Here is a 26,725-nt window from a genome sequence, read left to right on the forward strand (position 1 = left end):
CGGCCGAGGGCGAGTCCGCGGATAGTCATGGCCGTCGAGTGGGGCGGGTGCGCCTGCGGCCACCACCACTGGCCGGTGTCACGCCGTCAAAAGCGTCCCTCGCCCGATTAATCCGCGTTTGGCGGAGGATTGTCGGGCGCCCCCCACTTTGGCGCATCGTTACGGTCTTGGAAAATTAATTGACCGATCGATCCGCAATTTCCAAAAGTTCCTTCGAGATTACCAAAATCCAGCGAGTCATATTCAGTGGGTCCGTTGTGTCCTGCGCCCGTAAGAGCCGCCCTGGAGACTTATAGGCCGCACCGGTAAGAGTCAGTGATGAAGCTTCGAACTTTCTGCCAGCATCATCGGAGGCGTGGGCCACCCGGTGCCTTATGTGGCCCACGCTTAAGAGCCAGTTCTCGGAAGCTTGGAGCTCAAACTCCAAAGGCGACCCGCTCACGAAATTACTCACCCTGTTCCGAACACTGGCAGGGTTGTGCCAAAGCAAGTAGTCCCTGCCGTTATAGAGCGCGGTTCGGGCAGCAGTAAGCGTGGGGTGAATGGTCCGTCCAGCAGTAGGGCTGGGACGATAAGAGGTGGTTCCAGCCCCCGCCATCATCCTAATGGTGACGTCTTCTTGGAAGACTTCCCATGCAGTGAAGATCCGTAGATATGCTGCCTCATAGAGTGCCTCCAACTGCGGGACCTTCAATCCGCGACGAACGTCAGTGGTCGGCGGTGCCGTCATCCACAATGCTTCGGTTGCACCTAGCCATTTCCACGTGCTAGTGCAGTCGTTTCTGAACCTGGTCAATGCCGTGCTTAATTGCACTGCCATTTTATTTGCCCAGACCAGCCATGTCCCACAGCGTCATGAGCCTAGCCTCGCGGGGACCGACATTATCGGTCTGCCGCCCGGAGGCTACAACGAAACGGCGTTGTTCCATCGTGAGTTCTTCGAGCGCTGGCTTGTCGCTTAGCAGTTCGGAAAGGCTGGTAACTGCTGCACGCAAACTAATTCGCGAGTCATCGTCGAGCGGACGCAGCGGGGTCTCGAGGCCAACACCAGGCAAACCAAAGATACGATGGGCGATCGCCGAAAAGAGGCTGTAGAAAATTGGTGGTCGAGAGAACTCTGACTCACCCAAGAGGTCACCCAAGCTATTTGTTATTTCGGTGAATATGACACCAATTCGCTCAATGACTTCGTCGCGATCCAGATACTCTCGCGGTCGGCGCTGCTTTCCAAAGGTCCAAGAAACTGGGTCTAAGCCCCAGTACTCATCCAGATTCGCATAAAACGAATCCACGGAGGATTTCTTGTCTTGGATGCCGTCCATCAGCAGGATCGCGAGTTCGCTAGTGAACTCTACTTCCTGCATCCGGGCGATACCGACTTCAGTGAAAAGCCTGCTGCGTCGCCAAAATTCAAGGTGGTCACGCGCGGTATCGAACATTGCCGTCTTGAAGACACCGAAGTATTTACCGTTCCGGAGTTCCTGTTTCGAGAGAGCTACAGAATACGTATTAATTCGAGCGAATATTTCTAGCACAGTTGCATCGTTGATATTGTCATATTCAAACGCGTGAAACTTATACATCATGAGGCGGTCAGCGGACTTGCCGTCGAGGTCTTTGAATGCCATGCCAGCCCAAGGTGAATCCAGATTCTTGCTGAGCCTGTATTTGCCCTGCAGAAAATCAAAGACTGCACGCAGCCTCTGCTGTCCGTCAATGATCTCCCGATAAGCTTGCCTGTTTCTCATGCCGAGCCGCACGTGGATTGGCGGTACAGGAAACCCCTGAAGCAACGAGTCGATGAAGTAGCTCTTCGACGCCGCTTTCCATACCGGGCGTCGCTGAAACTTTGGGCTGAGCTCCAAGGTGTTGCTTTCGCGCCAAGCGACGAGATCAAGGACAACATGCAGTGCGAATGTGGGCGAGATGTTCACCTCACGAATCCTACACACAGCACGGCATCAACTCGCGTAAGCACGACTGACAGTCCTCGTTCAGCGAGAGTTGAGAATTACTTGTGGTTTGCTCAACAATTCTTGAAGCACAATCTGCTTGGCACGTGGTCTCTCCATTCGGACAGACCGCCAACTGAAGGCTGTGGCCGGCTGCGCGCCCAACCTTTCAAGGCATCCGCAAAGTGTCCCCGATAGTGCCATCCACAGCCAGACACAAATTAACCGAGAAGCGAATGGTTTGCGTCTCGCCTACTCGGGTCAGTAGAGCACTCCGGGGGGCAGCTCCGTTGGAGGCTCCGCTGCCTACCCTCCCGTTCCGCTGCAACCGGGAGCAACCCCCTGCCCAAAAAGGATATAAGGGTAGCCTGGCTTCCGTCGGTTCGGCGAGGCGAGAATTCCCCGCGTCATAGCGGGGAAGCGCGAACATTGTTGACACAGAGCGCATAGGAACTACGCAATCCCGGAAGGCTAGAGTGTCCCCGCGGAACTTGAAACTTGGGCAACCTTTACCGCGGCAGCAGCCACTGCCGCTTCGGCCGTCGTTATGCAGCCAACGGCAGCCTAAGAGAAGCGCGACTCCAAACCCAGCACTCACTCTTCATGGCTGCGGAAGCGACGCGCACTCGACTTGACGGCCGCTCTCCGATTGTTACAACTACCCACGAATCCGACCCGAGCAAATGGCGATTCGCCACAAGCACGACAAACGACGCCGCTATGTCGGATCTTCAGCCTGTCCGGCCGGGTCAGGTGTTCAACAGTCCTCAGCAGGACGACCTTTACCTTTGGCTGCTGGTGCCTATCAACGTGCACAACGAGGGACCAGGAAGAGCAATTCTGAATTTCATGCCCGGATTGGCAACACCGAAATTGCAATTGCAGGACGCGCGCCCAAACGGTTTTTGCGACGTCAAGGGGAGGGCCTCTTTGGACGCCGGGACTACGGCGCGGGGCAGGCTTTTAATTGGAACAACGGTCGCAGGATGGATTCAGGAGAGCACACTGGCCGCTCAACGTAGGGCAGGGACGCCGCGTTCGTATCCCGCCGAGGGCGGGTGGACCTTGGAACTGTTCGGTGACTCAGGCGTGGCACAACACCAGATGGCCCATATCGACGGCTCCATTTTGGCTGAGGAAGCGCAAGGAACGTGGAAGCTAGTCAACTCAGACTCGATCAACCATCCATGGCATCTGGAGTTCCGTCCGCCCCGTAAGATCTACTTGCTAACACGCACGCCAGAAGGAAAGCCACTGCCGGACGTCGACTGGGACTCACTTGTCCCAGACCTGCCCTCACATAAAGGGGGCAGGGGCTGACGTGAAACCACCGTAAAGCGGGTGTCGAACAACGACGAGGAGGTTGCCCTTAAGACGGCAATAGCCCGCCCACGGGCCAGTAGCACTGCTTGGAATGGCAAGCGCTTCTGATCCGCCATTTCGTGCACGCCGCCAAAATGCAGTGATCCTCCGGCCCTTCGCCTCAGCGCCGGGCCGACGTCCATCCTTGCTGGCGGAGCCTTTCAAACCCGTCCAGCAGCAGATCCAGCGCAAACTCGAACTCGAACTGGTCGTCGCAGCCCTGGCCGACCACTGACTCGTCGTCATGCGCTCCCGCCATCGCAACCTCGGCAATATGGGGGTACCGCGCGGCCATCATCTGCAGCATCTCCGGCGGCACGTCCGCCGGCGCGCTCTGCGAGTCGTCGAACAGCTCCTGGGTGAAGCCCCACATCCGGCTCCCCAGTGCGTGCATCACGTGGTGCGTCAGATCGACCGAGAACCCGCCCGCCCGGAACATGCCGATCACGGAGTCCATGTAGTCGAGGACAACAGGCGACTTGTTGGTCCGCGACTCCAGCACCTGGCGCGCCCACGGATGGCGCAGGAGGACTTCGCGAGCGGAGAGGACTCGCTGCCGGACGTCACTCCGCCAGCCCGACCCGCTGGTCCTTGTATCGATCTCGCCGACGATCACGTCGACCATCCCGTCCAGCAGCTCTTCCTTGTTCGCAACGTGCTTGTAGAGGGCCATCGGCACCACGCCCAGCTCCTGGGCCAGTTTGCGCATGCTGAGCTGCTCCACGCCGGCTTCATCGGCAAGTACGACGGCGGCGCTCAGCACCCGTTCTCTGTTCAGCGGCACACGGCGCAGCTCTTCTGCCTGCTTGACCATCCGAACCACCTTTGCCGAGCTAAAAACTTCTCTTGACAAGTGTACGTCGTACACCTACCGTATCGATTACGAGGTGTACGCCGTACACCCATGACTCGAGGATCTGGCATGATCACGGAAACCACAGGCGCCTCCGCCATCGTCAAGCGACGCTCCAAACCGGTCTGGCTGGTGCCCGCCGCGCTGATCTTCATCAGCATCATTCCGGTGATCTTCGGGTCGCTGCGTGTGGCTGAACTGACCGGCGGCGCTGCGGTCACGCCGGCCAACCAACGGTTCTTCGACTCGCCGGTCCCGGTGCTGATCCACATCCCCACCGCCATCGTCTACAGCCTGCTGGGGGCCTTCCAGTTCGTTCCCTCGCTGCGGCACGGCAAACGCGGCAGGCGCAACTGGCACCGGATCGCCGGGGTCATCCTGATCCCGGCGGGACTGCTCTCCGCCCTTTCCGGCCTCTGGATGGCCGTCTTCTACGATCTGCCGCCCGACGACGGCGTCATCCTGCTCATCCTGCGGCTGGTCTTCGGCACGGCCATGGCCGCGAGCATTCTCCTGGGCGTCCTCGCCATCCGGCGCCGGGACTTTGTTGCCCACGGCGCCTGGATGGCCCGCGGCTACGCCATCGGAATCGCTGCGGGAACCCAGGCCCTGGTGAGCATCCCGTGGTTCGTGCTGGTCGGCCCGACCAACGAACTGAGCCGGGCTGTGCTCCTCGGTGCTGCCTGGCTGCTCAACCTCGCGGTCGCCGAGTACTTCATCCGCCGGTGGGCCCAGAGTTCCGGGCGCTCAAGCCGCAAGTCCGGCAGGGTGACCGCACTCCCCGTCGGAGCACCACGATGAGGGCCGCGGTCTACCGGAAGTTCGGCCCTCCGGAGGTCGTCAGCGTGGTCGAGGTGCCTCAGCCCTCGCCCGGTCCCCGCGATGTTCTGGTCAAAGTCCACGCGAGCACCCTGAGCGCTGCCGACTACCGTTCCAGGAGCCGCAACGTCCCCAAAGGCCTGGGGCTGCTGGCGGCGAAAGGCCTCGGTCTCTTCCGGCCGCGCAATCGAGTCCTGGGCATGGACTTTGCAGGCGTCGTTGCGGCAGTGGGCCCGGAGGTCACCAAATTCCACCCCGGCGATGAGGTCATCGGAATGCTCGGCGCCGACTTCGGCGGCCACGCCGAATATGCGTGCCTGCGCCAAGACGGAAACATCACAGTCAAACCCCGCAATATGGGCCTTGAGGAAGCAGCGACCCTCGTTTTCGGTGGACTCACCGCACGCAGCTTCCTCAACCGGGCCGACACCAAATCGAGGGATACCGTCCTCATCAACGGCGCGTCCGGCGCCGTCGGAACAGCCGCTGTACAGCTCGCAAAACAACTGGGCGCACACGTCACCGGCGTCAGCAGCGCAGCCAACGCCGAACTTGTCGCTTTACTCGGCGCTGACCGGGTCATCGACTACGCCCAGACCGACTTCACCGGAGAGGGCAAGACTTACGACGTCATCATGGACTGCGTCGGCAACGCTCCCTTTGAGCGAGTCGATGAGTCCCTCAAACCAGGCGGATCGCTATTGCTGGTCATCGCCGACCTCAAAGCAATACTGCGAGCACCGAGCCGCACCCGGAAAGGCGGCAAGCAAGTCGTCGTCACCAGCAAGTACTCCGCCGGCGACCTCAAACACCTCGTCTACCTCGCAGAAACCGGCCACTTCCGAGCTGTCATCGACAGAACCTACAACCTCGACGACATCGTCCAAGCCCACCGCTTCGCCGACACCGGACGCAAGACTGGCAGTGTTGTCTTGCTAATCGGACCTGCTGCTACGGACAAGCCAGCCCTCAAAGATCACTATCAGATGGTGGTGTAGCTGCCGACGGCGTTGGTCGGAGTTGCCATCAGGTGACCGGCGAGTCCGTTTGTGATGTGCCGAGATCTCGTTTGGCCCAGGGACACGATAACCATTTCGTCGCAACAGCAAGCAAAAGCTCGTGAATGAAATACGATTTTCACCATCACTTGCAATTTTTAGGGGGAAATCACTGTGCGCCAAGCGCTCACCATTACTGCCATTGCATTGGCATTGACACTGTCCGGGTGTGGCGCGGATACCACCACAGCCAGCGCGCCGGTCGATACTGCCGCCGCTGCTGCCGAGGCTTCCGCGTCCGCTGCCGCCGCTGCCGAGCAGGCTGAGGCTGAGAAGAAACTTGAGGCTGAACGCCAAGCCTTCGCGGAGAAGGCTGAAAAAGAGCGGGCAGCCGAAGAAAAGAAGCGCAAGGCTGAAGAAAAGAAGCGTAAGGCTGAAGAGAAGAAAGCTGCGGCCGAGAAGAAAGCCAAGGCGAAGGCGAAGATCGACAACGCTACAGAAGTCTCCGCCCGTCAGTTGAGCAAGATCAACAAGAAGCCTGACAACTACACCGGAGACACCTTGGTGGTTTACGGGAAGATCACTCAGTTCGATGCGGCCACAGGGGAGTGCATCTTCCGTGCCGACATCAGCCATACGATCATGGCCTACGACTGGGACTACGAATACAACTCGATACTCACGTCCGGCGATGGCGAGAGCAACTGCCCCAAACTGGATGACATTGTGGCCGATGACCTTGTGCGCATGACGGTGACGAGCCTGGGATCCTTCAGTTACGACACGCAGATCGGCGGCAATACCACTGTGCCGATGTTCAAAGTTGAGCGGATCAGTCGGCTCTAGTAGCTAGCGAAGGCTAGCGGAAGCCTCATGCAACGGAGTGCCCTCGTCTTTGTCGGCCGGGGGCACTTTATTGCACCTGGAAGTGCTAACTCGTAAACCGGGCACCTGCGTGGATGCGATACGGATAACAACGCAGTAACGGCTGATGGGGGTGGCGGGAATGCAGGGCTCTTCTGAGGTAGCACAGGTCACTGCCAGCCGCCGCGATTGGACACTTCGGGGGGCGAAGCGACAAGAAATTCTTCCACTGGCGGCCCTCCTGCTTCGTTCCGAGCGCGGTTCTAGAGGCGGCTCTCTCGGACCTGCGAAACTGGTCGTCGATGGGACCCAAATGACTCGATATGCCATGGCCGGGCAGTAATTGTCTGGGCCTTCATCTACCCTGGCTTGGTGAATGCATTTATTGGGGGACAGCCGGCGGAAACCCTGCCCGAAGGTCTGTATGAGGCTTTGCACACAGAATCTCTGGCGCGCCGGCTGGAACACTTGCCGCACTATCAGGCGAACTTCGAACAAATCCGCGCAGTCGACGCCACAGAGATCCTTACAAGACATATTGCCGAGGCCGCGAGAAATGCCCTAGCGGCAGCGAAGCCCGAGGACCGGCTGGCACTCGCCAACAAGCTGCTGGAGGGCATCCAGGCAGAAGACTCGATCAAGGATGGCCCGCAGCAGCTTTTCTCGCTTCATGCACCGGAAAAATTGAGGCTCCGTAACCTTCGTCGTCCACTCACCCCACTGTCGGATTCTGCCCTTCTAACCAACGGCAAGGACGATCCGAACCTGGCAGCTGAGCTCCGTGCTGAAATGACATCGGCCAATAGCGTCGATCTGCTCAGTGCCTTCATCAAGTGGAGTGGTCTGCGTCTACTCGAGACGGCGCTCGATGAGCTCGCAGAACGCGGCGTTCGCATCCGCGTCATCACCACCACTTACATGGGCGCCACCGAACGCCGCGCGGTCGACGAACTCGTCCGCCGGTACGGAGCCGAGGTGCGAATCAGCTATGAAACACAAGCTACTCGGCTCCACGCCAAGGCATGGCTTTTCCACCGCAACACCGGGTTCGGTACGGCTTATGTGGGTAGTTCAAATTTGAGTAGGCCCGCCCTCCTAGACGGGCTGGAATGGAACGTCCGCCTATCCGCCGTGACAACGCCTGCGCTGCTAAATAAGTTCGAGGTCACGTTCAATAGTTATTGGGAACAGCGAGCCTTCGTCCCCTACGATCCGGATAAGGACGCCGAAAGGCTGGACGCTGCCCTGCTGCGGAACGGGGGCACCACGGCCATGCAACCGATGGGTGCTACGGGGTTGGAAGTCCAGCCTCATCTGCACCAGGTCGAGATGTTGGAGGAGTTGGAAACGTCCCGCGGACTCCTCGGCCACCATCGAAACCTGATAGTGGCCGCCACCGGTACCGGCAAAACCGTCGTCGCAGCATTGGACTACAAAAGACTCTGCGACGACGCCGACCGCCCGCTGACGCTTCTATTCGTAGCCCACCGTAAGGAAATTCTGGAGCAATCCCTACGCACATACCGCGCCGTCATGCAGAGCGGCTCGTTTGGCGAACTCTACGTGGGTGACCATAAGCCAACCCGATGGAAACATGTGTTCGCCAGCGTCCAGTCCCTCGCCGCCAAGGGGATGGATCGATTCGAAGCCGGCCATTTCGACGTCGTGGTCATCGACGAGTTCCACCACGCGGAAGCGCCAACGTACCGGAGCATCATCGACCACCTTCGCCCGCTGGAACTGCTTGGCCTGACGGCGACGCCTGAGCGAGGAGACGGGGTCAACGTAGCCGACGAGTTTTTCGGCGGCCGGATCGCCAGCGAACTGCGGCTCTGGGACGCGCTGGACGCAGACCTTCTCGTGCCGTTTCACTACTTTGGGCTGGCCGACGATGTCGACCTAAGCAAAGTGGAATGGAAGCGCGGCAACTACGATGCCGCGGCATTAAGCGTCTTGTACACGGGCAACGACGCCCGTGCAGCCAAGGTAATCAAGGAACTACGCGACAAGGTGCTCAGCACACGGGAAATGCGAGCCATCGGCTTCTGCGTTTCGGTTCAACATGCGCACTACATGGCGAGGGTCTTCAATCAGGCCGGCATAGCCTCCGTAGCCGTTTCAGGTGCCACCGACAGCGATGAGCGTGCCACCGCCCTGGCCAAACTTCGCAGCAAGGAGATCAACTGCGTTTTCGCCGTCGACCTTTTCAACGAAGGCCTGGACGTTCCGGAAATCGACACCATCCTTCTGCTGCGCCCGACGCAGAGCTCCACAATCTTCCTCCAGCAGCTCGGCCGCGGCCTGCGGCGTGCGGAGGACAAGGCCGTGCTGTCAGTCCTCGACTTCATCGGCCAGCAGCGCCGCGAATTCCGTTTCGACCCCAAGCTCCGGGCACTCACGGGAACCAGCAGGGCCGGCCTGGTCAAACAGATCGAGGACGAGTTCCCGCTGCTGCCCTCCGGCTGTCAGATCATTCTGGACCGGGTGGCCCAGCAGACCGTGCTGGAAAACATCAAGTCCCAGCTAAGGTTCAACCGCAAGCAGCTCGTAGCTGACGTCCGCTCGCATGCGGAGGTTTTGCTCGAGGATTACCTGCGCGAGTCCGGCCGCGACCTCGCCGAGGTGTATCGGAAGAGCGGAGACTCCTGGACCTCACTAATCCGCGAGGCAGGGCTGATCGACGGCGGTGTGCCGCCTGTCCTCCATCGCGAGGGCCGGTCCGTCTTTGAGGAGCACTTGGTGCTAAAGAAGATGACCGCTCTGCTGCACGTGGATGACCCGGAACGGGCCGAGACCTACACATCACTGGTGTCCGCGGATGCCCCGCTATACGAGGACCTCGGGGAGCGGGAGAAGGTGCTGGCCCGCATGTTGTTCTTCACTCTTTGGCGCGACGGCGGGGGCTTCGAAAAGTACGACGACGCCTTCGAGCAGTTGCGGTCCCATACCTATGCCTGTTCCGAGATCAGCCAATTGATGAAGCTCGGGGTCCAGGCTGCCCGCCGCATGCCCAAGGGGCTGGGGATGGGTCTGCAGCACATTCCAATGTATTCACACGCCACCTACCGACGCGAAGAAGTGTTGGCGGCGTTGGGCTTTGCCAGGCTCGGAGCCAGGAACGCGGAGCACCGCGAGGGGGTGGCTTGGAGCGCGGACACGGCCACGGATGCCTTATTCGTAACGCTAAACAAGGACGAAAAGATGCACTCCGCGACAACCATGTACCGGGATTATGCACTGAGCGAGGACCTCTTCCACTGGGAGTCTCAGAACGCGACGTCCACCACGAGTCCTGTCGGCCGACGGTACCTTGACCGCAAAGCGCACGGTTCGCAAGTCGTTCTGTTCACTCGGGATCGAGCGAAGGATGACTTCGGAATGACCCTGCCATACACATGTCTTGGTCAAGTCGACTATGTGCAGCACTCGGGGGACAAGCCGATTGGGATTACGTGGAAGCTGCACCGACCAATGCCGGCCGATGTCTATGCAGCAGGGAGTGCGGTAGCTCGATAAAGCAACCGCTGCCAAAGCCTCACGGCGTTCGGTCATCACTGAGGATGTCCTCGTCCTAAAGCGGTTGCAGGTGATTCATGCCCTCGACAAAACGTACTTCCTTAGACCATCATGTAGCTAAACTTTCTGATGATCAGTTGGGTTAGGATTTGCGCGAGGGTGAAGGGCCGAGAAGGCCGGAGATGCATGCCGCGTCAGTGTTGATGCGGAAGGTGCTGGTGCTCAACGACGTGGTGGAGTACCAGATGCGCCGTGCGATGGGGACGAACGAGACGGACTTCCAGGCCATGCAGCACCTGATGACGAAGGGGCCGATGACGCCGTCGCAGTTGGCGGGCGCCCTGCACATCACCACGGCCGCAGTCACCACGGTGGTGGACCGCTTGGTGCGGGCCGATCATGCGCAGCGGGTACCGCATCCGCAGGACCGGCGGAGCATGATGATCGAGCCGAAGCCCCACGCCGCCGGGCAGGTGATGTCCAAGCTGATGCCGATGATCCGGCAGACGGATCAGCTGGTTCGGGGCATGGAACCTGCTCAGCAGGAGGCGGTGGTGACGTATCTGGCCGGCGTGGTGCAGGCTATGGAGCAACGCATTGCGGAGCTGGAGGGCGAGCAGCATGAAACCCCCCAACTCACCGGGAAGGGGCCCACATGACCGTCAACGCCACCAGCTGGAAGCCCGCCCCGCCATTTTCCAACAACGGCAGTTGGAAACGGTTCGGCTCACTGGTCGAAGCGGAACTGCAAGACTTCGTGCACAGAAACCGTACCCAGGCCGGCAAGGTCTCGCGATCCTTCCCGCTGATGTGGAATCACATCGAATCTGCCCTGCAGGGCGGGAAGCGGTTGCGCCCCAGAATGGTGCACCTGGCCTACGCCGCCTTCGATGGCGAGGATGCCGGCCGCTGCGCGAAAATGGCAGCCGCGTTCGAGCTGCTGCACACCGCGTTGGTGGTCCACGACGACGTGATTGACCGCGACTTTGTCCGCCGCGGCCAGTCCACCATCGGCGCCCACTACCGCGACCAAGCTCTGGCCCAGGGACTGTCCCAGCAGGACGCCGAGCACTTCGGCCACTCGGCGTCGATCATCGCCGGCGACTTGCTGCTTACCGGTGCGCTGCGGCTGACCGGCCACGTTGCAGCCGGTCTGCCCGAAGCCGAGGAGTTGGTCGAGACCGTGCACGACGCAGTCTTCGCGTCCGCCGCCGGCGAGCTGGAGGACGTGCTGTTGTCCGCCTCCACGGGCCCGCCCGATTTGCAGGACGTACTGGACATGGAGAGCCTGAAGACCGCCGGCTACTCCTTCGAAGCGCCGCTGAAGGCGGGCGCGTTGCTCGCGGGCGCCGGGCCGGACCAGGCCGAGGCGCTGGCTGCGATCGGACGGCGCATCGGCGTCGCCTACCAAATCGTGGACGACGTGCTGGGGACCTTCGGCGAACCCGACACCACGGGCAAATCGGCTGAATCCGATCTGCGCGAAGGCAAGCGCACCGTGCTGACCGCCTTTGCCGCCGAGGCCGACGGGTTCGATGACTTGCTGGCCGCTTTCCGCAGGGGAGAGGTGGAATCGGACCGGGTGCGGTCCGCGCTCAAGGACTGCGGCGCCGACCTCCGGGCCAAAGAGCTCGCCCGCAATCTGGTGGACGAGGCGCTGCAGGAATCCAAAGGACTGCCGTTGCACGCCGCCGCCCGGGCCGAGCTCGAAGGGGTCTGCATGCACGTGCTGACCAGAGGGAAGTAGGGGCCATGGAACTGAACCCGCTGCTCCGCTATACCGACGCAGCCGGCCGCAGCGCCGGCGTCGTGCTCTCCGCCTATTCCACCTCCTTTGGCCTGGCCTGCCGGCTGCTGGGTCCGGAAGGGCGGCGGGATATCGCCAACATCTACGCCCTGGTCCGCGTGGCCGATGAGGCGGTGGACGGTGCTGCCGCCGCGGCCGGCCTGGACTCGGCGGCTGTGCGGGACCAGCTAGACCGGCTTGAACGGGAAACCGAGACGGCGATGCTCACCGGCTACAGCACCAACATGGTGGTGCACGCGTTCGCCGGGACCACTCGCCGCAGCGGCATCGGCACCGACCTGACTCGCCCGTTCTTCGCCTCCATGCGGGCGGACATCACCGTGGCTGAGCATACAGACGATTCGCTGGAGGAATACATCTACGGCTCGGCCGAGGTGGTGGGCCTGATGTGCCTGCGGGTGTTCCAGGCGATGCCCGGCGCGGTGGCCGGCCGCGACGAAGAGCTCAACGCTGCCGCACGTCGGCTGGGGGCGGCGTTCCAAAAGGTGAATTTCCTGCGCGACGTCGCGGCGGACAACCTGCAGCTGGGCCGCAGCTACTTCCCGCGGGCGGATGCCGGCAACTTCGACGAGGCGCTCAAGCTGAAGCTGGTGGCTGAGATCCGCGAAGACTTGGAAGCAGCCCGGCAGGGCATTCCGTTGCTCCCGCCCGGCGCCTGCAGCGCCGTGGAACTGGCCCATGCCCTGTTCAGCGCGCTGGTGAACCGGTTGGAGCGGGTGCCGGCAGACGAGATGCTGTCCCGCCGCGTCCGGGTAGGGACACCGCAGAAGGCCGCGATCGCGCTGCGGGTTTTGGCCCGGCAGCGGCTGCGCGGACGGAGCGCCGCCTGATGAGCCTGACGTCTTTCAAGCACCGGCTGGCCGCGCGCCGGGTGAAGATGGGGCCGGCCGCGCAGTCCCGCGGCTCCGCCGACAAACCGGTGGTGGTGATCGGCGGCGGCATCTCCGGGTTGGCAACGGCCGGGCTGCTGGCCAAGGCCGGGCACCGGGTCACCCTGCTGGAGCAGCGCACCGGGCTGGGCGGCCGCTCCGGGCGGTACGAGCGCGACGGCTTCCGCTTCGACACCGGCCCGTCCTGGTATCTGATGCCGGAGGTGGTCGACCACTGGTACCGGCTGATGGGCACCAGCGCCGCCGACCAGCTGGACCTGGTGAGGCTGGACCCGGCCTACCGGACCTGGTTCGAGGGGCATCCGGAGGTGGCCGAAGTCCGCTCCGGCCGGGAGCACGCCGTAGGGCTCTTCGAACAGCTGCAGCCGGGATCCGGGCAGCCGCTGCGGCATTACCTGGACGAGGCCGCGGAGACTTACCGGCTGGCCAAGGACCACTTTCTGTACGACGACTTCGCCGACTTCCGCGGGCTGGCTCACCCGCAGGTGCTGCGGCGGGCGCCGCGTCTGGCCAAGCTGCTGGGCTGGAGCCTGGACCGCTACGTCCGCGAGCGGTTCGCCGAGCCGCGGCAACAGCAGGTGCTCGGCTATCCGGCGGTGTTCCTGGGCACCAGCCCGTTCCGCGCCCCGGCGATGTACCACCTGATGAGCCACCTGGACCTGGACGACGGCGTGTACTACCCGCTGGGCGGATTCGCCGCGCTGGTGGATGCGATGGAACGGCTGGCCCGCGAGGCCGGCGTGCGGATCGAAACCCGGGCCACCGTCCGCCGGATCATCACCGGGCCCGCCGGCGAAAAGGCCCGCTGCGAGGCGGTGGTGTGGACCGACGCCGAAGGGACCCAGCAGCGGACGCCGGCGCGCACCGTCGTCGCCGCCGCGGACCTGCACCACGTGGAGACCGAACTGCTGCCGGCGCAGCTGCGCAGCCACCCGGAGCCGGTGTGGCGGCGCCGCGACCCGGGGCCCAGCGCGGTGCTGGTCTGCCTGGGTGTGCGCGGCAAGCTGCCGGAGCTGGCGCACCACAACCTGCTGTTCACCCGGGACTGGAAGGACAACTTCGGCCGGATCCAGGCCGGCCGCGCGCTGGCGCAGGAGACCTCCATTTATGTGTGCAAGCCCAGTGCTACCGACGGCGGCGTGGCACCGGCGGGGGACGCGAACCTGTTCATCCTGGTGCCCGCCCCCGCGGCCCCGGACTGGGGATCCGGCGGCGACGACGGCGAAGGCTCGGCCATCGTTGAGTCCGTGGCCGACGCGGCCATCGACCAGCTGGCCGCCTGGGCCGGAATCGAGAACCTGCGCGGCCGGATTGCGGTCCGCCGCACCTACGGACCCGCGGACTTCGTGGACGGTTTCAACGCCTGGCGCGGCAGCGCGCTCGGGGCCGCGCACACGCTGCGGCAGAGCGCGTTCCTGCGGCCGGGCAACCGGAGCCGCAAGGTCGAGGGGCTGCACTACGTGGGCAGTTCGGTGCGGCCGGGGATCGGCGTGCCGATGTGCCTGATCAGCGCCGAACTGGTGCTCAAGGCGGTGCAGGGGATCAAGAGGCCGGGAGCGTTGCCGGAGCCCGACGGTGCGGTGGAGGCTAATGCGACGCCCAGCAAGCTCGCGTCCGCCGACACTGGAAGGTCAGGCGGCCCGGCGCCCAGCACGCTCCCGTCCGCCGATGCCGCGGGGAGCAGCGCATGATCTACCTTGCCGTCTTGGTGGCGTTGCTGGGCTGCATGGCCCTGCTGGACGCCCGCTACAAGCTGTTCTTCTTCGCCCGTCCGCTGGCCGCCGCGATCACCATGGCCGTCGGGCTGACCTACTTCCTGGCCTGGGACGTCTGGGCGATTGCACTGGGCATCTTCCTGCACCGGGACTCGCCGCTGATGACCGGCATCATGCTCGGTCCGCAGCTGCCGCTGGAGGAGGCCTTCTTCCTGGCCTTCCTCTGCTACCAGACCATGATCTTGTTCACCGGGCTGCTGGCCTGGGGCAGGCACCGCCGCACATCCCGCTACGCCAACAGGCATCTGGTGGAGCACGACGGCGGCCCGCGGGCAGGAGGTGCGGCATGAGCTTTGTGGAGCTGAACTGGATTTTCCTCGGCCTGGCGCTCGCCGCCGTGGTGGCGGCGGTGCTGGCCCGGCGGGTGCCCCGCGGAGCTGCAGCGGCCGCCGGCCTGACCATTGCCGCGTTGTGGGTGCTGACCGCGGTGTTCGACAACGTGATGATTGCCTCCGGCCTGTTCGACTACGGCGGACATGCGCTGGCCGGGCTGCGGATCGGGCTGGCCCCGATCGAGGACTTCGCGTACCCGCTGGGCGCCGCCCTGTTGCTGCCCGCGGTCTGGCTGCTGCTCATCGGCGGGCCCCGCCGTCGTCGTTCTGACAAAGCCAGCGGGGGAGAGGAGCACCGGTGATCCGCGAACTGGTCATCACCTCCCGGCCGGTGTCCTGGGTGAACACCGCCTACCCGTTCGCCGCCGCGTACCTGCTGGCCGCTGGCCGGATCGACTGGCTGCTGGTGGTGGGCACCGTCTTCTTCCTGGTCCCGTACAACCTGGCCATGTACGGCATCAACGACGTGTTCGACTACGAATCCGACCTGCTCAACCCGCGCAAGGGCGGGGCCGAGGGCGCCGTGGTAGATCGCGCGCGGCATCGTGCCATCCTGCAGGCCTGCGCCATCGCCACCGTCCCGTTCGTGGTGGTGCTGGCGCTGGCCGGGAGCTTGGCGTCGAACCTGGTGCTGCTGGTCTCGCTGGCAGCGGTGTACGCCTACAGTGCGCCGGGGCTGCGCTTCAAGGAACGGCCCTTCCTGGACTCGATGACCTCCAGCACGCACTTCGTCTCGCCCGCGGTCTTCGGGCTGGTGCTGGCCGGGGCCCAGTTCACGCCCGGGCTGTGGGCGCTGCTGGCCGCCTACTTCCTCTGGGGCATGGCCAGCCATGCGTTCGGTGCGGTGCAGGACGTGGTCCCGGACCGCGAGGCCGGGCTGGGCTCGATCGCTACCGTCCTGGGCGCACGCCGCACGGTGCTGGCCTCCGCTGCTGCCTATGCGGCCGCGGGTGCGCTGATGCTGGCCACCGACTGGCCCGGCCCGCTGGCGGCCCTGCTGGTGCTGCCGTATCTGGTCAACGTGCTGCGGTTCGCCCGGATTGACGACGCCGGATCGGCCGCCGCAAACGCTGGCTGGAAGCGCTTCCTCTGGCTGAACTACGTGGTGGGATTCCTGGTCACCATGCTGCTGATCTGGTACGCGGGGATCCGGTGACAACGCCGGGCAAGCGGACCGGTCCGGCGCAGGACCGGTGGTATCCGGCCGACGCCGGCCGGCTGCTCGGCGGGGTCCAGCCGCACGGCGGGCCGTCGCTGTCCGTGGTGATTCCGGTGCTGGACGACGCCGCTGCGCTCGCCGACTGCCTGGCGCTGCTGGCACGGCAGACACGTCCCGCGGACGAAATCATCGTGGTGGACAACGGCTGCTCGGATGCCTCGGCCCAAGTGGCCCGCGACGCCGGGGCCCGCGTGATCACCGAACCGCGGCGCGGCATCCCGGCCGCTGCCGCCGCGGGCTACGATGCGGCCGCCGGCGACGTGATTGTCCGCTGCGACGCCGATACCCGTCCGCCGGAAGACTGGCTGGCCCGGATCAGCGCCGCGTTCGGCGAAGACCCCGGCCTGGATGCGCTCACCGGCCCGGGCCGGTTCTACGACCTGCCGCGCCCGGTCGCTTGGCTGGCGTCCGCGGCGTATTCGTCCGGCTACCGCTACGGTGCCGGTGCCGCCCTCGCGGGCATTCCGGTGTGGGGGTCCAACTTCGCCATGCGCCGCACCGCCTGGCAGCAGTGCGCGGACGCAGTCCACCGGCACCGGGCGGGAATACACGATGACCTGGACCTGAGCTTCCAGCTGGCACCGTGGGCGACGGTCCGGTTTGACCGGCGGCTGCGCGTCGGCGCGGCGGGCCGCATCTTCACCGTCCCCGGCGCCTTTGCCCGGTGCTTCCGCTGGGCCTTCGCCACGCTGAGGTTGAACTGGGCGGTGCAGTCCGCCGGGCAGCGCTGGCTGGCACGTGTCACCGGACGGCCCGTTTATCGGCGGATGTAAGTTTTCGGAAAACCGCGCTATTGCTGTCCGGGCGCGCGGTAGGACGGTGTCTTTTCCACCGCCGCGTCGAAATCTTCGGGTGTCATCAACGGGGTGAGGCGCAAGTCCACCGCACCGCTGGCATTGATCATCATGGACAGTGCGGCGGCGCTGGGCTGGTCCGGTATGTCAAAGACACCAACGACGTCGGTCTCCCCGAAGGCGTAGTAGATGCATTCCAGCGAGCCTCCCACCGACTCCAAGGCCTGGACCACAGCCTCCCGTCGCTTGGACCCGCCTTCCTGCATCAGCCCTTTGATTCCCGCGCCCACATACTTTCCCTGGAACAAGTACTTGGTCATGGCAGCTTCCTGTTCTGCTCTTCCAGAACGCGGCCCCCGTCCGGACAGGTCGGACGCCCTAGGGCAGAGGTCCCGGAGGTTTCCCCGAATGGGGCTGTGGGCGCGAGTATAGGCCTGCACGAAAGAAGCTGGCAATGCGTGGCCGGTGCTCTAGCCAGGCGCCCCATGGGCCGGATGGGCCCGCGCCACCGGCCGGCTCCAGGAGCTGCCGCAGCCTCGGCTGGCGTCCGCCAACGCCTCAGCGGTCGGCGGCCCGCTTTTCGACGGAATCGAGTTTCTGCTGCAGCGCGGCGTTGTCCTCTTCCAGCGCCAGCACCTTGCCGACGCCGGCCAGGTTCACTCCGTCCTCCACCAGCTCACCGATCCGGCGGAGGCGGTCCACATCATCCTGGCTGTATCGGCGCGTGCCGCCTTCGGTCCGCTCCGGTTCCACCAGTCCGCGCCGCTCATAGAGCCGCAGGGTTTGTTCGCCCACGCCCACCAGATCGCTGACCACGGAGATGCCATACACCCCCTTGTCCGCCTGCGGACGGTTCTTCTCGGCCACCAAAATTCCTCCCAAAATGGACTTGCGAACATCATACCGCAGAGTCATAATATCTATGCGCTCAGACATAGATTAAGTGAGCGCTGGAGCTAGAAGAACTGAAGGAGGCAGTCATGTTGATGAGAACTGATCCATTCCGTGAGCTGGACCGCCTGACCCAGCAGGTCTTCGGAAACCAGGCCCGCCCGGTAGCAATGCCGATGGATGCGTGGCGCGAGGGCGAGGAGTTCGTCGTCGAACTCGACCTGCCCGGCGTCGATCCGTCCACCATTGACCTGGATGTGGAACGGAACGTCCTGACGGTTGCCGCGGAACGTAAGTCCAAGATCGACGACGGCAAGGAAGTGGTGGCCGCCGAACGGCCGAGCGGTACCTTCAGCCGCCAGCTGATCCTGGGCGACACGCTGGACACCGAGAAGGTCACGGCGAACTATGAGGCTGGCGTGCTGGCGCTGCGGATTCCTATCCGCGAGCAGGCCAAGCCGCGCAAGATCGAAATCAGCAGCGGAGACAAGCAGCAGATGATCGACGCCTAGTCCATGCTGGTCCGGGCCGGTGGCGCCGTCCCTCCAGGGCGGTGCCGCCGGCCGCGCCGCTGTCCGCACCGCTTTCACGCGCCGGTTCGGGCCGGAAAGGTCGGAGGGGAGGGGAATCATGAACGAGACCGATCTCTATGCCGTTCTGCAGGTTGCCCCGGACGCCAGCAGCGGGGACATTCGGCGCGCCTACCGGGCTTTGCTCCGCAGCCATCATCCGGACCTCAATCCCGACGGCGGGGGATCGGCTCCGCGTGACACGGAGACCCAGGCGGAGGAACCGACGACGGCGGCGATCCTCCACGCCTACATGGTGCTGGGTGACGCCGAACGGCGCGCGGACTACGACCGGAACAGCTCCCGGCGCATCACGGCACGGCATAACCACGAGTCTGGAGAGCGCAGCGAGGCCGGCGCCGCCGAGCCGAAGGAAGCAGGGGCCGCCGAGCGCGCACCAGCTGAGACACAGCGGCGTCCGAACCGCGGTCCCTCGGTTCCCTCCGGCCGCCCGGTGTACCTGGGGTTCGACGACCCCATCTCGCCGGACGCAGTCCGACTGGGTGAGCAGCCGCCGTCATCCTCAAGGGACTACCGCCGATGGATAGTTTTTGATCGTTGAAGGAGGATTAATGCCTGCTACCAGTTGGCGCCGCTACGACCATCACCTGTTTCCGGTGTTCCATGAACGGTTCGAGGAGCGGTGGGGGCCGGGAACCGCTCCGTTCCTTGACCCCAGCGTTTTTGACGAGGGCCAGCCGCGGCCTCGGGCCCAGTGGATCAACGTGGACACCGGCGCTGCCGCAGCAGTGGTTCCGGTCTGGGAAGACGACTCCGAGCACCGGTCCTTCGCCGTTTTCTACCTTCCGCCGGCCGGCGGAATCTGGGTGCTGCGCCCCGGGTTCACCGAGTACACGGAGAGCCTGCACGACGGACCCGAACAGTTGGCCCTGCGCAACGACTCGTTTAAGAAGGCCGTGGCCCACGCGGAAGAATTCCTCTTCGGCCCGGAAAGCCCCCGGCCCTAGCCCGCCGACCCTAAGCCCGCAGACCGCCCTTGCCGGCGCGGTCCGCTGATCGTGCGAGTTCGTGGAAGCCGGGTTCATGCGGCTAAGTCTCGGATGACTCGTCGGCGCCCGACCGGTCGATCACGCGTCCGGTTCCCGCGATTTCGCGGGCGAGTTCGATCCCTTTCCTTGCGGCCCGGATGGACGGAAAGGTCACGGACTCGGCCATGAGTTCCCCGTCCGCGTCCAGCATCCTGACGCGGAATCCGCCGTCGGGCGCATCAATCACTTCGAAATGGCCGGCCACAACTTGCGCTCCTGTCCCTGGGAGACGCCACGGCTCCGTGGCGTCCAAACAGTATGCCACCGGCAGCCTGCAGACGTCTGGGGGTTGCCACACTATGACCGAGTGAGGAAAGTGGACAGTGCGCTGATAATCCAGGTGGATCGGAGAACACCATGCAGATCGACAAGCAGCAGATCATCGACATCCTCAAACAGCAGGGCAACCACGATCAGGCCGCCAAGGCCGATTCCGAACTGCCGGAGAAAGTGGACACGGAGAAGGACTCGGGCCTGCTCTCCAGCCTGGGGATCGACGTCGACGCCCTGCTGAGCAAGCTCCCCGGAGGCCTGGGGGAGAAGCTCGGCGGGCTCAAAGACAAACTGGGCGGATTCGGATAATGACCACGGAGAACAACGACGGCGCCAGCCCGTCGGAAGACCAAGCGGAAGACCGTTTGGAAGACCCGCGTGTGCCGGAGTCGGCGGACAATGACAAACAGCGGACGGATCCGGTGGATTCTGAGCCGGGACCGGATTCCGAAAATGTCGACGGCGAGGCCGAGGCCGAGAACGCCAAGAAAACCGGCGGCTATGGGTACTGACGGCCTGTAATCCACCATCAAGCGCCCGGAGGCTGCTTAGCTGTTGCCTCCGGGCGTCGCCGTGCCCGTCACCATCGGGTTCACGGGAAGCCATCCCGGCCCCACCGTGAACTCGTCCTGCACGGTCACGGCGAACCCTGCCCCAGAGATGGCGGCGACGGTGTTCCGGTTGAGCTGGCAGCCCTGCGCCGCGAAAGACCACACCGGCCGCAGCATGTCCTGGAACGTGCCGTGCGCGCCGGCGCCGCGGACATGTTCCAGAAACAGCAGCTGTCCGTCCGGCCTGAGCACCCGCTTGGCCTCGGCGAGGGCGGCGGCCTGGTCGGGGACGCTGCAGAGCACGAGGGTGAAAACGACGGCGTCCACGCTGGCGTCTTCAGCCGGCAGCGCTTCTGCGGCGGCGGCCACCACGCAGATGTTGCCGGCGGCTGACCCGGCCTTGGCCTGCAGCCGCTTGCGCATGTTCGGATCGGGTTCCACCGCGGTCACCTGGCAGGACGGCGGCAGATGGGGCAGATTCGCGCCGGTGCCGGCACCGACGTCGTACACAATTCCGCTCAGTCCGTTCAGCAGCGCCGCACGGCGAGTGGTGAGTTCTTCATCCTCGGCGCGGCGCATGGCGGAGTCGTACTGCGCCGCGAACAGTGCGCTTCTCAGTCCCATGGGCGTGGTCCTATCGTCGTCGGGAAGGACTGTGCCGTCTTATTGCACCACGGACAGGCTGCCGTCGCCGAGCATGCTGATCCGGGTGCCGAAACCGCTGCTGGCGTCGCCCAGTACGCGACGGAGCCACTCGCCGTCGTCCCTGGTGGTCCGCTCCAGACGCATCCGCCGGGCCCGTACCGGCAGCAGGCGCAGGCCGCGCAATTCCCCGGTACGCGCCTCCAGCGTAACGAAGTAGAGAAGCCGCAAGTCGTCGCGGAACTCCTGGTGGCCGCCTATTCCCTCGTAGTCGTTGATCAGGTCGCCGCAGCCGTAGAAGATCGGGCGGCCTCGGTAGATCTCGAGCGGACGCGGATGGTGGGAGGAATGGCCGTGCACTACGTCGATCCCGCCGTCGACCAACCAGTGGGCAAAGCGGACGTGCGCGCGGGGAACCTCATAGCCCCAGTTGGAGCCCCAGTGCAGCGAGGCCACCGTGAGGTCGCCGTGACGCTGGGCGGAGTGGACGAGGTGGATGAACCGGTTGGCGGTGTCCCGGGAGAGATCCGGCAGAAAGGCCAGCCCGGGCCGGTCGGGCCTGGCGGCATTCGCGCGGGAGACGCCGCTGGATTCCAGCCCGGCGGAGAACACCAGCACGCGGCCATGGCCGGTGTCCACCTGTGCGGGCTGCCACGCCTGATCGGCGTCGCGGCCGGCGCCAGCCGTTCGCAGGCCGGCAGCATGCAGTGTGTCCAGAGTTTCCGTCAGGCCGTCGGCACCGAAGTCCAGCACATGGTTGTTCGCCAGGACGCAAACGTTCAGGTCGGCGGCGATGAGGCAGCCGATGTTGTCCGGGAGCATCCGGTAGTGGATTCCCTTGCCTGGCGCGAAGGTGCCGTCGCCGGTGACGCTGGTTTCCAAGTTGACCACGCGCACGTCCGGTCCGGACTCGCCGATCACTGTCAGCGCATCGCCCCAAAGCCAGGCCGGGTCCACGGGGCGGGGGATGGGCCCGTTGGCTGCTTCGGCCAGTGCTACATAGTCCCTCGCGTCGCGGATGTAGCCTTCGCGGAGGTTGGGTGCGCCGGGGTGCGGCAGGATTTGGTCCACGCCTCGGCCGGTCATGACGTCGCCGGCCAAGAACAGGGCGATCGTGTTGGAAGCCATGGCTGCCACTCGATTCTGACTGCTGGCTCCACTGTAGCCCTGCGGACGGTCACCGGCAGCTCTCGGATGGCCGGGTGCGGGTTGTCCGGGCACCGGTGACGACGGCGGCGGGTGGCCGGGAGACAGCGCTCCCATGGTGACGACGGCGGGTGGCCGGGAGACAGCGCTCCCGTGCCACCCGCCGTCGTACGCGGTGCGAGGTTGGCTCTACCGCCGGGCGGCAGCTTCTTCGGCGTCTCCGGTCAGGGCCGCCAGTGCTCCGGTGTCCATGTCCTCTGACGGGCCGTGGAGGTAGCGGTGCAGGCTGTCATCCATGGCGTTGATCCAGCGGGTGTGGTGCCGGGTGGCCATGGTGCCGGTCATGACGGAACGGTGGATGCTGTCCCGGTAGCCGAGGATGTTCTCTTCCTTGTCCTTCATCCACTGCTTGAGCAGGGCGCAGACGGTGTCCAGATCGAACTCCGGATAGTCCGTCAGGGCGATCAGCTCGCGCAGGTAATCGGTCTGGAACTCGGCTTCGGCGTCGTGGTCGGCAAGCGTGGACTGGCGGTCGAGCCAGGCCTGGATGTCAGCGTCGCGTTCCTCGAGCGATGGCAGTTCGATCCGGCCCAGCATCACGTCGCGGGCGAACCATGCCTGCGCGTCGAACATGTTGAAGGTGTAGTACTGGTCCTGCGCGCCCAGATAGAACAGGTTGGTGTTCTGCTGCCAGACCACGCCCTTGTAGAGGTTGCCCGGGTAGAGCAGGTTCGGCGACTGCAGCGACAGTTCGGTGGGCAGGAACGGGTACTTGTGCAGGTAGCCGGTGCAAAGCAGCACGGCGTCGAACTCGCCGGTGGTGCCGTCGCTGAAGTGCGCGGTGCGGCCCTCGAAGCGGGTCACCAGCGGGCGTTCGGTGGCGGTCTCCGGCCAGTCGAAGCCCATCGGCGAAGTGCGGTAGCTGAAGGTGACGGACTTGGCGCCCATCTTGTGGGCCTGCATGCCGATGTCCTCGGCGGAGTAGCTGCTGCCGATCAGCAGCAGGTCCTTGCCGGCGAACCGCTCGGCGCCGCGGAAGTCGTGGGCGTGGAGCACCTCGCCGGGGAAGCTGTTGATGCCGTCGAAGGCGGGCACGTTGGGGTAGGAGAAGTGGCCGGTGGAGACCACGAGCTTGTCGAAGACGTGGGTTTCGGTGCGCTGCGCTGCGAGGTCCTCGACCGTCACGGTGAATTCCTGGCTGTCTTCGTTGTAGTCAACCCAGCGGGCCACGGTGTTGAACCGGACGTACTTGCGCACGTCGGACTTCTGGACCCGGCCGGCAATGTAGTCGAACAGGACTTCGCGCGGCGGGAAAGAGGAAATCGGACGGCCGAAGTGCTCGTCGAAGGTGTAGTCGGAGAACTCGAGGACTTCCTTGGGGCCGTTGGACCACAGGTGCCGGTACATGCTGCTGTGCACGGGCTCGCCGGCGGCATCGAGGCCGGTGCGCCAGCTGCTGTTCCACTGTCCGCCCCAATCGGACTGCTTCTCAAAGCACACAATCTCCGGGATTTCGGCTCCCAGTTTCCTTGCCGATTCGAACGCCCGCAGCTGTGCCATGCCGCTGGGCCCTGCACCAATGATTCCGACTCGCATATAAATGCATCTCCTCATCCAGTGGATCTGTCCGTCAGGTTCGACGCTCCGAATCCACAGAACGGCCGTATTGGCGCACCGGTAGCGGTGGAAAAGCGCATGGTGCGCAGCGGTCTAACACTGGCGGCGCGAGAGCGCGCCGGGCCCTGAACAATCAATCCCGAGAGGGAGACGGGCACCGTGTCCGCGGGCAGGCGAGGGGCCTGCGCGAGCGATTCGGAGCGGCCCACCGAAGATCCAATAACACCGGTTGGCCTGCTGTCCATGCCAACACGTAAGGGGGATTAAGTCAAAATGCCACCGGGATTTAGCGCTCCTCAACAGTGCTGGACTGGTCCAGGGAACGCAGCCACTCCAGCACCGACGCGGTGTGCTCGCCCAGCGCGGGCGGGGCGGCCGTGCGCGGCTCGAACGCCGGCGTCCAGGTGATTGGATGCCGGACTTGGCGGCCCGCCGGCCGGCCGGCGGCATCATGGACTTCGATCGTGGGAGCCAGCCCGAGCGACTCCGCGTAGGCGATCCCCTCGTCGATGGTGGCGACCGGTCCGGCCGGGACTCCGGCCGCGGTCAGCTTGTCCTGCCACACCGCGGCGGGAGCCGAGGACAGGGCTTGCTCCAGCAGTGGAATGAGTTCGCCGCGATGTTGCACCCGCGCGCTGTTGGTGGCGAAACGCTCGTGATCCGCGAGCCGTGGCACGCCCAGGATGTTGGCCAGTTGGCGGAACTGCCGGTCGTTGCCGCAGGCCACGGCCAGGGGACCGTCGGCGCATTCCAGCAACTGGTACGGAACAATAGACGCGTGCTTGTTGCCCATCCGCTGGGGAATCTCGCCGGCGCCCAAGTAGGCCTGGGCCTGGTTGGCCAGGGCGCCCTGCAGGCTGGAGAGCAGATTGACCTCCAGCCGGCGGCCGAGGCCGCTGGCGGAGCGGGCCTGCAGCGCGGCCAGGATGCCGATCGTGGCGTCCTTGGCGGTGAGCACGTCCACCAGGGCGACTCCGGCCTTGTACGGTGGGCCGTCGGCGTCCCCGGTAATGCTCATCAGCCCGCCCACCGCCTGGACAATGAAGTCATATCCGGGCAGCGACGCTCCCTCGGCCGAGCCGAAGCCGGAGATTGAGGCATATACCAGTCCCGGATTCTCGGCTGAGAGCTGCTCATAGCCCAGCCCGAGCTTGTCCATCCCGCCGGGCTTGAAATTTTCGACGACGACGTCCGCTGCCGCCGCCAGTCTTCGGGCCAGCTGCCGGTCCCCGGGCTGCGACAGGTCAAGGCGGATCGATTCCTTGTTGCGGTTCACGCTTTCGAAGTAGGTGGCTCCGGTGGGGGAGTTCGGCGGCCTCCAACTGCGGGTGTCGTCCCCGGCGCCCGGCCGCTCCACTTTAATGACCCGCGCGCCGAGATCGGCCAGGGTCATCGTGGCCAGCGGACCCGCCAGCACCCTCGAAAAGTCAGCCACCAGCAGGCCCTCGAGGGGCCTTTGGGCTGGAGTTGGCGCCGAGAGGCTGGATGGGTCAGGCACGATCGGTCCTTCCGACAAGCACGATGTGACGTCGAGTGTACGGCAGGATCGACAAGCCTTAGTCGTGGGTGTCGTGGCGACGCCCGGACGGGCGCCTTTAGAGCAGTTCGGCTGCCTTTTCCACCAAGATGCCCAGCCCGATCAGCACCATGATCGCGCCGGAGATCCGGGCGACGATGTTGCTGGCGCGGGGCTGGGAGCGCAGCAGCCGGCGGGCCAGCAGCGCGACGGCGAAGTAGATGTAGAGGCAGTTGACCACGTGAAGTCCGCCCAGGACGAGCATTTGCGCCGCCGACGGCCACCCGGTGGGCGACGTGAACTGCGGCAGAAGTGCCAGCAGCAGGAGCAGTCCCTTGGGGTTGATTCCGCTGACGCCGGCACCGCGGAAGAACTGGGCGGCCGGAGCATTCCCCAGCGGGGCGTTGCTGGCGGTGACTGGCCCGGCTTTGCTGGCGAGTGTGCTCACGCCCAGATAGATCAAGTAGGCCGAGCCCGCGATGGTCAGCACGGTGAGCATCATCGGGTATTGGGTGACTAAAGCGCCCGCTCCAACGGCGATGATGCAGACCACCACCGCGTAGCCGAATGCCATGCCCAGAACCGACGGGGCCACTGAGGGCGCCCGCAGGCCAGCGCCAATCGCATACGCCCAGTCCGCTCCCGGGGTGAGAGCTAGCAACAGTGCCACCACCCAGAACTGGATCAGCAGTGACACATCCATGGAGCTTCTTCTTTCCTAAATCTTTCCCAACAGCCGTAAATGCTACGCGGAAACACGTGGAATGTTCTGCGGTTCTCCTGCCGAATTGGCAAGCGATGTGGAACAATAACCGGCGTGGACGCATTAAGCCGGGAGATTCTTTCACTGCTCCAAGAGGACGGTCGGATGAGTGCTACCGACCTCGCCAGCCGGGTGGGCCTCAGCCTGTCCTCGTGCCACCGGCGGCTGAAGGATCTTGAACAGTCCGGAGCGATCGAGCGCTACCGCGCCGTCGTTTCACCGGAGGCGGTAGGACTCCACTTTGAGGCGATTCTCTTTGTTACCCTGGGCCGGACCGATCTGGAGACCATCGCCGCCTTCGAGGAAGCGGTCACCGCGGTGCCCAACATCGTGGATGCCCAGCGGCTGTTCGGAGAGCCGGACTACATGCTGCGGGTCCTGACCCGCGACCTGGCCGGCTACCAAGAGTTGTATGACACCGCGCTCGGCGGCCTGCCCGGCGTCCAGCGGCTCAGTTCGACCATGGTGATGAAGCGGTTCGGCCCGATCGGCACAGTGCCCATTCCGTAGTCGCCGGCAGTCGCAGG

The 26,725-nt window shown here is 64.5% G+C and carries 29 protein-coding genes; 19 read left to right on the forward strand and 10 right to left on the reverse strand.

The genetic code is table 11. From position 1 onward, the window contains the following. Positions 1–821 precede the first annotated feature (821 nt). Positions 822–1,934, reverse strand: a complete 1,113-nt coding sequence (locus AC5RWX_RS10725; protein ID WP_494078041.1) for a GmrSD restriction endonuclease domain-containing protein — start codon at positions 1,932–1,934, stop codon at positions 822–824. A gap of 738 nt (positions 1,935–2,672) precedes the next feature. Between AC5RWX_RS10725 and AC5RWX_RS10730 the strand changes: the two genes are divergently transcribed. After that, positions 2,673–3,272 carry a hypothetical protein gene (locus tag AC5RWX_RS10730; protein WP_494078040.1) on the forward strand — a complete coding sequence of 200 codons (600 nt, stop codon included), beginning with the start codon at positions 2,673–2,675 and terminating at the stop codon, positions 3,270–3,272. 163 nt (positions 3,273–3,435) lie between these two features. Here the strand turns inward: AC5RWX_RS10730 and AC5RWX_RS10735 are convergent, their stop codons facing one another. Then, positions 3,436–4,128, reverse strand: coding sequence for a TetR/AcrR family transcriptional regulator (locus AC5RWX_RS10735; protein ID WP_494078039.1), 693 nt, complete (start codon positions 4,126–4,128; stop codon positions 3,436–3,438). A 108-nt stretch (positions 4,129–4,236) separates the two neighbouring features. On the opposite strand from AC5RWX_RS10735, the gene AC5RWX_RS10740 reads away from it, so the two are divergent. The 12 genes from AC5RWX_RS10740 to AC5RWX_RS10795 all read left to right on the forward strand — a co-directional run bounded on the left by AC5RWX_RS10740 (position 4,237) and on the right by AC5RWX_RS10795 (position 17,160). Further along, positions 4,237–4,968 (forward strand): DUF2306 domain-containing protein, encoded by a 732-nt coding sequence (locus AC5RWX_RS10740; protein WP_494078038.1) that lies wholly within the window; start codon positions 4,237–4,239, stop codon positions 4,966–4,968. After that, positions 4,965–5,984, forward strand: a complete 1,020-nt coding sequence (locus tag AC5RWX_RS10745; RefSeq protein ID WP_494097425.1) for an NAD(P)-dependent alcohol dehydrogenase — start codon at positions 4,965–4,967, stop codon at positions 5,982–5,984. Before AC5RWX_RS10740 ends, AC5RWX_RS10745 begins: the two co-directional genes overlap by 4 nt. A gap of 174 nt (positions 5,985–6,158) precedes the next feature. Next, the gene (locus AC5RWX_RS10750; protein WP_494078036.1) at positions 6,159–6,830 is read left to right on the forward strand and encodes a hypothetical protein; all 672 of its coding nucleotides are present in this window, start codon (positions 6,159–6,161) and stop codon (positions 6,828–6,830) included. A 426-nt stretch (positions 6,831–7,256) separates the two neighbouring features. After that, positions 7,257–10,364 (forward strand): DEAD/DEAH box helicase, encoded by a 3,108-nt coding sequence (locus tag AC5RWX_RS10755; RefSeq protein ID WP_494078126.1) that lies wholly within the window; start codon positions 7,257–7,259, stop codon positions 10,362–10,364. A gap of 182 nt (positions 10,365–10,546) precedes the next feature. Continuing rightward, a complete protein-coding gene (locus AC5RWX_RS10760) occupies positions 10,547–11,023 on the forward strand; it encodes a MarR family winged helix-turn-helix transcriptional regulator (RefSeq protein ID WP_494078035.1) in 477 nt (158 codons plus the stop codon). Then, positions 11,020–12,111, forward strand: a complete 1,092-nt coding sequence (locus AC5RWX_RS10765; protein WP_494078034.1) for a polyprenyl synthetase family protein — start codon at positions 11,020–11,022, stop codon at positions 12,109–12,111. Before AC5RWX_RS10760 ends, AC5RWX_RS10765 begins: the two co-directional genes overlap by 4 nt. 5 nt (positions 12,112–12,116) lie before the next feature. Next, positions 12,117–13,001 carry a phytoene/squalene synthase family protein gene (locus AC5RWX_RS10770; RefSeq protein ID WP_494097426.1) on the forward strand — a complete coding sequence of 295 codons (885 nt, stop codon included), beginning with the start codon at positions 12,117–12,119 and terminating at the stop codon, positions 12,999–13,001. Positions 13,002–13,048: 47 nt separating this feature from the next. After that, positions 13,049–14,752 carry a phytoene desaturase family protein gene (crtI, locus tag AC5RWX_RS10775; protein WP_494097452.1) on the forward strand — a complete coding sequence of 568 codons (1,704 nt, stop codon included), beginning with the start codon at positions 13,049–13,051 and terminating at the stop codon, positions 14,750–14,752. Then, positions 14,749–15,126: a lycopene cyclase domain-containing protein gene (locus tag AC5RWX_RS10780; protein ID WP_494078032.1), complete on the forward strand. Its 378-nt coding sequence runs from the start codon at positions 14,749–14,751 to the stop codon at positions 15,124–15,126. Before crtI ends, AC5RWX_RS10780 begins: the two co-directional genes overlap by 4 nt. Then, positions 15,123–15,470, forward strand: coding sequence for a lycopene cyclase domain-containing protein (locus AC5RWX_RS10785; protein ID WP_494078031.1), 348 nt, complete (start codon positions 15,123–15,125; stop codon positions 15,468–15,470). The genes AC5RWX_RS10780 and AC5RWX_RS10785 overlap by 4 nt, the downstream gene beginning before the upstream one ends. Beyond that, entirely contained in the window at positions 15,467–16,324 is an 858-nt protein-coding gene (locus AC5RWX_RS10790) for a prenyltransferase (RefSeq protein ID WP_494078030.1), read from the forward strand. Before AC5RWX_RS10785 ends, AC5RWX_RS10790 begins: the two co-directional genes overlap by 4 nt. Beyond that, entirely contained in the window at positions 16,321–17,160 is an 840-nt protein-coding gene (locus AC5RWX_RS10795) for a glycosyltransferase family 2 protein (RefSeq protein ID WP_494078029.1), read from the forward strand. Before AC5RWX_RS10790 ends, AC5RWX_RS10795 begins: the two co-directional genes overlap by 4 nt. Before the next feature lie 17 nt (positions 17,161–17,177). On the opposite strand, the gene AC5RWX_RS10800 is transcribed toward AC5RWX_RS10795, so the two are convergent. Further along, complete coding sequence (locus AC5RWX_RS10800) at positions 17,178–17,501, reverse strand: GYD domain-containing protein (RefSeq protein WP_494063253.1); 324 nt, start codon at positions 17,499–17,501, stop codon at positions 17,178–17,180. Positions 17,502–17,739: 238 nt separating this feature from the next. Continuing rightward, a complete protein-coding gene (locus AC5RWX_RS10805; protein ID WP_494078028.1) occupies positions 17,740–18,048 on the reverse strand; it encodes a MerR family transcriptional regulator in 309 nt (102 codons plus the stop codon). 113 nt (positions 18,049–18,161) lie between these two features. Here AC5RWX_RS10805 and AC5RWX_RS10810 point away from each other — a divergent pair, with 113 nt between their 5' ends. The 3 genes from AC5RWX_RS10810 (at position 18,162) to AC5RWX_RS10820 (ending at position 19,609) form a co-directional block, all read left to right on the forward strand. Then, entirely contained in the window at positions 18,162–18,584 is a 423-nt protein-coding gene (locus AC5RWX_RS10810) for an Hsp20/alpha crystallin family protein (RefSeq protein WP_493941846.1), read from the forward strand. A gap of 118 nt (positions 18,585–18,702) precedes the next feature. After that, a complete protein-coding gene (locus tag AC5RWX_RS10815; protein ID WP_494078027.1) occupies positions 18,703–19,203 on the forward strand; it encodes a J domain-containing protein in 501 nt (166 codons plus the stop codon). A gap of 10 nt (positions 19,204–19,213) precedes the next feature. Then, a complete protein-coding gene (locus AC5RWX_RS10820) occupies positions 19,214–19,609 on the forward strand; it encodes a hypothetical protein (RefSeq protein WP_493941844.1) in 396 nt (131 codons plus the stop codon). An 82-nt stretch (positions 19,610–19,691) separates the two neighbouring features. Here the strand turns inward: AC5RWX_RS10820 and AC5RWX_RS10825 are convergent, their stop codons facing one another. Further along, the gene (locus tag AC5RWX_RS10825) at positions 19,692–19,895 is read right to left on the reverse strand and encodes a YegP family protein (protein ID WP_493941843.1); all 204 of its coding nucleotides are present in this window, start codon (positions 19,893–19,895) and stop codon (positions 19,692–19,694) included. 152 nt (positions 19,896–20,047) lie between these two features. Here AC5RWX_RS10825 and AC5RWX_RS10830 point away from each other — a divergent pair, with 152 nt between their 5' ends. Beyond that, entirely contained in the window at positions 20,048–20,272 is a 225-nt protein-coding gene (locus tag AC5RWX_RS10830) for a hypothetical protein (protein ID WP_494078026.1), read from the forward strand. Next, positions 20,272–20,475, forward strand: coding sequence for a hypothetical protein (locus AC5RWX_RS10835; RefSeq protein ID WP_494078025.1), 204 nt, complete (start codon positions 20,272–20,274; stop codon positions 20,473–20,475). Before AC5RWX_RS10830 ends, AC5RWX_RS10835 begins: the two co-directional genes overlap by 1 nt. A 36-nt stretch (positions 20,476–20,511) precedes the next feature. On the opposite strand, the gene AC5RWX_RS10840 is transcribed toward AC5RWX_RS10835, so the two are convergent. The 5 genes from AC5RWX_RS10840 to AC5RWX_RS10860 form a co-directional block, all read right to left on the reverse strand. Continuing rightward, positions 20,512–21,138: a class I SAM-dependent methyltransferase gene (locus AC5RWX_RS10840; RefSeq protein ID WP_494097427.1), complete on the reverse strand. Its 627-nt coding sequence runs from the start codon at positions 21,136–21,138 to the stop codon at positions 20,512–20,514. Positions 21,139–21,177: 39 nt separating this feature from the next. Continuing rightward, entirely contained in the window at positions 21,178–22,284 is a 1,107-nt protein-coding gene (locus tag AC5RWX_RS10845; RefSeq protein ID WP_494078023.1) for a CapA family protein, read from the reverse strand. Positions 22,285–22,491: 207 nt separating this feature from the next. Beyond that, positions 22,492–23,898 carry a trimethylamine monooxygenase gene (locus AC5RWX_RS10850; RefSeq protein WP_494078022.1) on the reverse strand — a complete coding sequence of 469 codons (1,407 nt, stop codon included), beginning with the start codon at positions 23,896–23,898 and terminating at the stop codon, positions 22,492–22,494. 307 nt (positions 23,899–24,205) lie between these two features. Further along, entirely contained in the window at positions 24,206–25,417 is a 1,212-nt protein-coding gene (locus tag AC5RWX_RS10855) for a CaiB/BaiF CoA transferase family protein (protein WP_494078021.1), read from the reverse strand. Between the two features lie 97 nt (positions 25,418–25,514). Beyond that, positions 25,515–26,138 (reverse strand): LysE family translocator, encoded by a 624-nt coding sequence (locus AC5RWX_RS10860; RefSeq protein WP_494078020.1) that lies wholly within the window; start codon positions 26,136–26,138, stop codon positions 25,515–25,517. 114 nt (positions 26,139–26,252) lie between these two features. Between AC5RWX_RS10860 and AC5RWX_RS10865 the strand changes: the two genes are divergently transcribed. Continuing rightward, positions 26,253–26,708, forward strand: coding sequence for an Lrp/AsnC family transcriptional regulator (locus AC5RWX_RS10865; protein ID WP_493941836.1), 456 nt, complete (start codon positions 26,253–26,255; stop codon positions 26,706–26,708). Positions 26,709–26,725 lie beyond the last annotated feature (17 nt).

The sequence above is a fragment of the Arthrobacter sp. SPT-J7 genome, from assembly GCF_059089965.1.

Coding starts and splice junctions, on each gene's coding strand:
- AC5RWX_RS10765 (WP_494078034.1), top strand. CDS start 11,020: ATGACCGTCAACGCCACCAGCTGGAAGCCCGCCCCGCCATTTTCCAAC.
- AC5RWX_RS10830 (WP_494078026.1), top strand. CDS start 20,048: ATGCAGATCGACAAGCAGCAGATCATCGACATCCTCAAACAGCAGGGC.
- AC5RWX_RS10735 (WP_494078039.1), bottom strand. CDS start 4,128: ATGGTCAAGCAGGCAGAAGAGCTGCGCCGTGTGCCGCTGAACAGAGAA.
- AC5RWX_RS10850 (WP_494078022.1), bottom strand. CDS start 23,898: ATGCGAGTCGGAATCATTGGTGCAGGGCCCAGCGGCATGGCACAGCTG.
- AC5RWX_RS10800 (WP_494063253.1), bottom strand. CDS start 17,501: ATGACCAAGTACTTGTTCCAGGGAAAGTATGTGGGCGCGGGAATCAAA.
- AC5RWX_RS10745 (WP_494097425.1), top strand. CDS start 4,965: ATGAGGGCCGCGGTCTACCGGAAGTTCGGCCCTCCGGAGGTCGTCAGC.
- crtI (WP_494097452.1), top strand. CDS start 13,049: ATGGGGCCGGCCGCGCAGTCCCGCGGCTCCGCCGACAAACCGGTGGTG.
- AC5RWX_RS10785 (WP_494078031.1), top strand. CDS start 15,123: ATGAGCTTTGTGGAGCTGAACTGGATTTTCCTCGGCCTGGCGCTCGCC.
- AC5RWX_RS10780 (WP_494078032.1), top strand. CDS start 14,749: ATGATCTACCTTGCCGTCTTGGTGGCGTTGCTGGGCTGCATGGCCCTG.
- AC5RWX_RS10820 (WP_493941844.1), top strand. CDS start 19,214: ATGCCTGCTACCAGTTGGCGCCGCTACGACCATCACCTGTTTCCGGTG.
- AC5RWX_RS10760 (WP_494078035.1), top strand. CDS start 10,547: ATGCATGCCGCGTCAGTGTTGATGCGGAAGGTGCTGGTGCTCAACGAC.
- AC5RWX_RS10840 (WP_494097427.1), bottom strand. CDS start 21,138: ATGGGACTGAGAAGCGCACTGTTCGCGGCGCAGTACGACTCCGCCATG.
- AC5RWX_RS10845 (WP_494078023.1), bottom strand. CDS start 22,284: ATGGCTTCCAACACGATCGCCCTGTTCTTGGCCGGCGACGTCATGACC.
- AC5RWX_RS10810 (WP_493941846.1), top strand. CDS start 18,162: ATGTTGATGAGAACTGATCCATTCCGTGAGCTGGACCGCCTGACCCAG.
- AC5RWX_RS10860 (WP_494078020.1), bottom strand. CDS start 26,138: ATGGATGTGTCACTGCTGATCCAGTTCTGGGTGGTGGCACTGTTGCTA.
- AC5RWX_RS10740 (WP_494078038.1), top strand. CDS start 4,237: ATGATCACGGAAACCACAGGCGCCTCCGCCATCGTCAAGCGACGCTCC.
- AC5RWX_RS10770 (WP_494097426.1), top strand. CDS start 12,117: ATGGAACTGAACCCGCTGCTCCGCTATACCGACGCAGCCGGCCGCAGC.
- AC5RWX_RS10730 (WP_494078040.1), top strand. CDS start 2,673: ATGTCGGATCTTCAGCCTGTCCGGCCGGGTCAGGTGTTCAACAGTCCT.
- AC5RWX_RS10815 (WP_494078027.1), top strand. CDS start 18,703: ATGAACGAGACCGATCTCTATGCCGTTCTGCAGGTTGCCCCGGACGCC.
- AC5RWX_RS10835 (WP_494078025.1), top strand. CDS start 20,272: ATGACCACGGAGAACAACGACGGCGCCAGCCCGTCGGAAGACCAAGCG.